The 5,955-nt window shown below is 43.8% G+C and carries 2 tRNA genes and 3 rRNA genes; all 5 read left to right on the forward strand.

Annotation, left to right across the window (positions count from 1 at the left end):
* Window positions 1-282 precede the first annotated feature (282 nt).
* The 5 genes from CCAL5182_RS08820 to rrf all read left to right on the forward strand — a co-directional run bounded on the left by CCAL5182_RS08820 (window position 283) and on the right by rrf (window position 5,796).
* Window positions 283-1,793 (forward strand): 16S ribosomal RNA (locus tag CCAL5182_RS08820).
* Between the two features lie 158 nt (window positions 1,794-1,951).
* A tRNA-Ala gene (locus CCAL5182_RS08825) sits at window positions 1,952-2,027 on the forward strand.
* Window positions 2,028-2,043: 16 nt separating this feature from the next.
* A tRNA-Ile gene (locus CCAL5182_RS08830) sits at window positions 2,044-2,120 on the forward strand.
* Between the two features lie 521 nt (window positions 2,121-2,641).
* Window positions 2,642-5,548: ribosomal RNA gene (locus CCAL5182_RS08835) — 23S ribosomal RNA — on the forward strand.
* 129 nt (window positions 5,549-5,677) lie between these two features.
* Window positions 5,678-5,796, forward strand: a 5S ribosomal RNA gene (gene rrf / locus CCAL5182_RS08840).
* The 16S, 23S and 5S rRNA genes sit together here with 2 tRNA genes alongside, the layout of an rRNA operon.
* The last annotated feature ends 159 nt before the right edge of the window (window positions 5,797-5,955 follow it).

Here is a 5,955-nt window from a genome sequence, read left to right on the forward strand (position 1 = left end):
AAATTTTTCCCCAACTTTTTTCAATCTCCCCTCTCTTTTTAATCTTTCTTTAAGCATCATGCCTGTATAATTCCAGCTCACGAGTTGAGAGAAACCACTTTTAACCTTCTTGAGTTAATAAAGCTTTCCTTTTTATCGTTGTTCTTTTAAATTATTAATGTTAAACTATTAGTCAATCTTTGAAATCTAAACAAGTGATCGATTGAGCCAGTTTGCTATCTTAGCAAACTAAAACTAATAAATAAAAAACAAAAGTTTTTAGATTAAAAACTTCATATAAATTATATGGAGAGTTTGATCCTGGCTCAGAGTGAACGCTGGCGGCGTGCCTAATACATGCAAGTCGAACGGAGATTAAGTAGCTTGCTATTTAATCTTAGTGGCGCACGGGTGAGTAATGTATAGCTAATCTGCCCCTTAGTAGAGGACAACAGTTAGAAATGACTGCTAATACTCTATACTCCTTCTTAATATAAGTTAAGTCGGGAAAGTTTTTCGCTAAGGGATGAGGCTATATTGTATCAGCTAGTTGGTGAGGTAATGGCTCACCAAGGCTATGACGCATAACTGGTCTGAGAGGATGATCAGTCACACTGGAACTGAGACACGGTCCAGACTCCTACGGGAGGCAGCAGTAGGGAATATTGCTCAATGGGGGAAACCCTGAAGCAGCAACGCCGCGTGGAGGATGACACTTTTCGGAGCGTAAACTCCTTTTGTTAGGGAAGAACCATGACGGTACCTAACGAATAAGCACCGGCTAACTCCGTGCCAGCAGCCGCGGTAATACGGGGGGTGCAAGCGTTACTCGGAATCACTGGGCGTAAAGGACGCGTAGGCGGATTATCAAGTCTTTTGTGAAATCCTATGGCTTAACCATAGAACTGCTTGGGAAACTGATAATCTAGAGTGAGGGAGAGGCAGATGGAATTGGTGGTGTAGGGGTAAAATCCGTAGAGATCACCAGGAATACCCATTGCGAAGGCGATCTGCTGGAACTCAACTGACGCTAAGGCGTGAAAGCGTGGGGAGCAAACAGGATTAGATACCCTGGTAGTCCACGCCCTAAACGATGTATACTAGTTGTTGCTATGCTAGTCATGGCAGTAATGCACCTAACGGATTAAGTATACCGCCTGGGGAGTACGGTCGCAAGATTAAAACTCAAAGGAATAGACGGGGACCCGCACAAGCGGTGGAGCATGTGGTTTAATTCGAAGATACGCGAAGAACCTTACCCGGACTTGATATCTAACAAATCATCTAGAGATAGAAGAGTGTCTGCTTGCAGAAATGTTAAGACAGGTGCTGCACGGCTGTCGTCAGCTCGTGTCGTGAGATGTTGGGTTAAGTCCCGCAACGAGCGCAACCCACGTATTTAGTTGCTAACGGTTAGGCCGAGCACTCTAAATAGACTGCCTTCGCAAGGAGGAGGAAGGTGTGGACGACGTCAAGTCATCATGGCCCTTATGTCCGGGGCGACACACGTGCTACAATGGCATATACAATGAGACGCAATATCGCGAGATGGAGCAAATCTATAAAATATGTCCCAGTTCGGATTGGAGTCTGCAACTCGACTCCATGAAGCCGGAATCGCTAGTAATCGTAGATCAGCCATGCTACGGTGAATACGTTCCCGGGTCTTGTACTCACCGCCCGTCACACCATGGGAGTTGATTTCACTCGAAGTCGGAATGCTAAACTAGCTACCGCCCACAGTGGAATCAGCGACTGGGGTGAAGTCGTAACAAGGTAACCGTAGGAGAACCTGCGGTTGGATCACCTCCTTTCTAGAGTACAATGAATATTCTCTCACAAGATATTCATCAAAGGAAAATTTAATACTAACTAACCTTAGTATTTACTCAATCGATCCTTGTTTAGTTTTGAAAGATTGACGGCTAATAAAGAGATTTATCTTTCTAGTTTTAGATTAGATAGATAATATGGGGAATTAGCTCAGCTGGGAGAGCGCCTGCTTTGCACGCAGGAGGTCAGCGGTTCGATCCCGCTATTCTCCACCAGATTTTTTATTAAAGAGGGCCTATAGCTCAGCTGGTTAGAGTGCACCCCTGATAAGGGTGAGGTCACAAGTTCAAGTCTTGTTAGGCCCACCATAAAGATTATTATAAGATTTATTAGCTATAATCACATCCCCAATTTAATAGATTGTGCTTAAATAGTTTATCGGCTTATGAAATTTAAATCAAGTTTTTAAATTTCAAAAATTTGATTTAGATTTTTTAATCTAATGTTCTTTTATTTATTATTGTTAAGAGTCACAAGCAAGTTTTAATAAAAACAATTTTACAGGACTTGTTAAAGATTTAGATATCTAAACTCATTGCATTAAATTGCAGAAGTTTGACATCACAAGATACTATAGGATTTAAAACTTATCTATACTATCTGTCAATGCTTTCCGTCTTGGAGTTTAAGATACTAGATGTAATAACTAAAAACTATATAGCTTGATTCTAAATTTACGGCGCTTCGGTAAGAAGCGGTGTGCTTTAGGTGAGCCAATGGAGTATTTATACTCCTTGTCGCAAAAAGTAGCTTTGCTACTTTGCGAAGTATAGGTGGTTATCTTTAACAAGGAAGTGATGCGAATTAGAATATAATATATACTAAAAAAAGGTAAGCTACTAAGAGTAAGTGGTGGATGCCTTGGCTAGTAGAGGCGATGAAGGACGTGCCAGGCTGCGATAAGACTCGGGGAGCCGTCAAGGGGCTTTGATCCGGGTATTTCCGAATGGGGCAACCCAACTGATAGCGATGTCAGTTACCATATAATGGAGCGAACGTTGGGAATTGAAACATCTTAGTACCAACAGGAAGAGAAATCAATAGAGATTACGCTAGTAGCGGCGAGCGAACGCGTAAGAGGGCAAACCGTTAGTTTACTAACGGGGTTGTAGGACTGCAACATAGACTAAACTTAGTTAATAGAATAAGCTGGAAAGCTTAGGCGTAGAGGGTGATACCCCCGTATATGAAAACTTTGTTTTACTTAGCAGTATCCTGAGTAGGGCGGGACACGTGATATCCTGTCTGAAGCTGGGTCGACCACGATCCAACCCTAAATACTACTACTAGACCGATAGCGCACAAGTACCGTGAGGGAAAGGTGAAAAGAACTGAGGTGATCAGAGTGAAATAGAACCTGAAACCATTTACTTACAATCATTCAGAGCCCTATGATTTATCAGGGTGATGGACTGCCTTTTGCATAATGAGCCTGCGAGTTGTGATGTCTGGCGAGGTTAAGGAAACCCGGAGCCGTAGCGAAAGCGAGTCTTAATAGGGCGTTTAGTCAGATGTTGCAGACCCGAAACGATGTGATCTATCCATGAGCAGGTTGAAACTGGTGTAAGAACCAGTGGAGGACCGAACCCGCTAGCGTTGAAAAGCTATGGGATGACTTGTGGATAGGGGTGAAAGGCCAATCAAACATCGTGATAGCTGGTTCTCTCCGAAATATATTTAGGTATAGCGTCATGTAGTAACACTAGGGGGTAGAGCACTGAATGGGCTAGGGCATACACCAATGTACCAAACCCTATCAAACTCCGAATACCTAGTGTGTAATCATGGCAGTCAGGCGGCGAGTGATAAAATCCGTCGTCGAGAGGGGAACAACCCAGACTAACAGCTAAGGTCCCTAAATCTCATTTAAGTGGAAAACGATGTGGAGTTACTGAAACAACCAGGAGGTTGGCTTAGAAGCAGCCATCCTTTAAAGAAAGCGTAATAGCTCACTGGTCTAGTGATTCTGCGCGGAAAATATAACGGGGCTAAAATGAGTACCGAAGCTTTAGACTTAGTTTTACTAAGTGGTAGGAGAGCGTTGCATTCAGCGTTGAAGGTATACCGGTAAGGAGTACTGGAGCGGATGCAAGTGAGCATGCAGGCATGAGTAGCGATAATTGGGGTGAGAATCCCCAACGCCGTAAACCCAAGGTTTCCTACGCGATGCTCGTCATCGTAGGGTTAGCCGGGTCCTAAGCAAAGTCCGAAAGGGGTATGCGATGGAAAATTGGTTAATATTCCAATGCCAACATTATTGTGCGATGGAAGGACGCTTAGAGTTAAGCAAGTTAGCGGATGGAAGTGCTAGTCGAAAGGTGTAGGTTAAGATCCAGGCAAATCCGGATCTTTTTAAGCCGAGACCCTACAGGCACACAAAGTTCTTCGGAACAGCGTGTGAATTGCTGATACTGTCGAGCCAAGAAAAGTTTCTAAGTTTAGATAATGTTGCCCGTACCGTAAACCGACACAGGTGGGTGGGATGAGTATTCTAAGGCGCGTGGAAGAACTCTCTTCAAGGAACTCTGCAAAATAGCACCGTATCTTCGGTATAAGGTGTGCCTAACTTTGTGAAGGATTTACTCCGTAAGCATTGAAGGTTACAACAAAGAGTCCCTCCCGACTGTTTACCAAAAACACAGCACTCTGCTAACTCGTAAGAGGATGTATAGGGTGTGACGCCTGCCCGGTGCTCGAAGGTTAATTGATGATGTTAGAGCAATCGAAGCATTTGATCGAAGCCCGAGTAAACGGCGGCCGTAACTATAACGGTCCTAAGGTAGCGAAATTCCTTGTCGGTTAAATACCGACCTGCATGAATGGCGTAACGAGATGGGAGCTGTCTCGAAGAGGGATCCAGTGAAATTGTAGTGGAGGTGAAAATTCCTCCTACCCGCGGCAAGACGGAAAGACCCCGTGGACCTTTACTACAGCTTGACACTGCTATTGGGATAAAGATGTGCAGGATAGGTGGGAGGCTTTGAGTATATGACGCCAGTTGTATATGAGCCATTGTTGAGATACCACTCTTCTTTATTCTGATAGCTAACTAGCTTACGTTATCCGTAAGTAGGACAATGTCTGGTGGGTAGTTTGACTGGGGCGGTCGCCTCCCAAAATGTAACGGAGGCTTACAAAGGTTGGCTCAGAACGGTTGGAAATCGTTCGTAGAGTATAAAGGTATAAGCCAGCTTAACTGCGAGACATACACGTCAAGCAGAGACGAAAGTCGGTCTTAGTGATCCGGTGGTTCTGTGTGGAAGGGCCATCGCTCAAAGGATAAAAGGTACCCCGGGGATAACAGGCTGATCTCCCCCAAGAGCTCACATCGACGGGGAGGTTTGGCACCTCGATGTCGGCTCATCGCATCCTGGGGCTGGAGCAGGTCCCAAGGGTATGGCTGTTCGCCATTTAAAGCGGTACGCGAGCTGGGTTCAGAACGTCGTGAGACAGTTCGGTCCCTATCTGCCGTGGGCGTAAGAAGATTGAGGAGAGTTGACCCTAGTACGAGAGGACCGGGTTGAACCAACCACTGGTGTATGAGTTGTCCTGCCAAGGGCATCGCTCAGTAGCTACGTTGGGATGTGATAAGAGCTGAAAGCATCTAAGCTCGAAGCCAACTCCAAGATGAATCTTCTTTTAAGAGCTCTAGTAGACTACTAGTTTGATAGGCTGGGTGTGTAATTGATGAAAGTCATTTAGCTGACCAGTACTAATAGCTCGTTTGCTTATCTTTTAAGCATCACTTCCTTGTTAAGGATAAAACCTTAGTAAGAAGAATGTTTTTATAAACATGCTTTACTCTTAACAAAATATCACTACAGTGTTAAATAAGAGATTAATCACTAATCCTTTATTTAACACTGCTCGTGGCTATACAGACGAGGAAACGCCTTGCTCCATCTCGAACCAAGAAGCTAAGCTCGTCCTGGCTGATGATACTCTCCCTTACTGGGATGTCGGGAAAGTAAGTTGCTGCGAGCTTTGTTAATTATTCTACTACTTATTATCCAAATATAAAATCTTAAACTACCTAATATTAGATCTAAACCAACTAAGATTTTAACTTATATAAACATATAATTAAAACATCTATCTTTAATGCTTTATATCTTTTATGATACTGCTTTTTATTTATTGTGG

Origin of the sequence: Campylobacter sp. 7477a (genome assembly GCF_014892335.1) — a bacterium.
Taxonomy (GTDB): domain Bacteria; phylum Campylobacterota; class Campylobacteria; order Campylobacterales; family Campylobacteraceae; genus Campylobacter_A; species Campylobacter_A californiensis.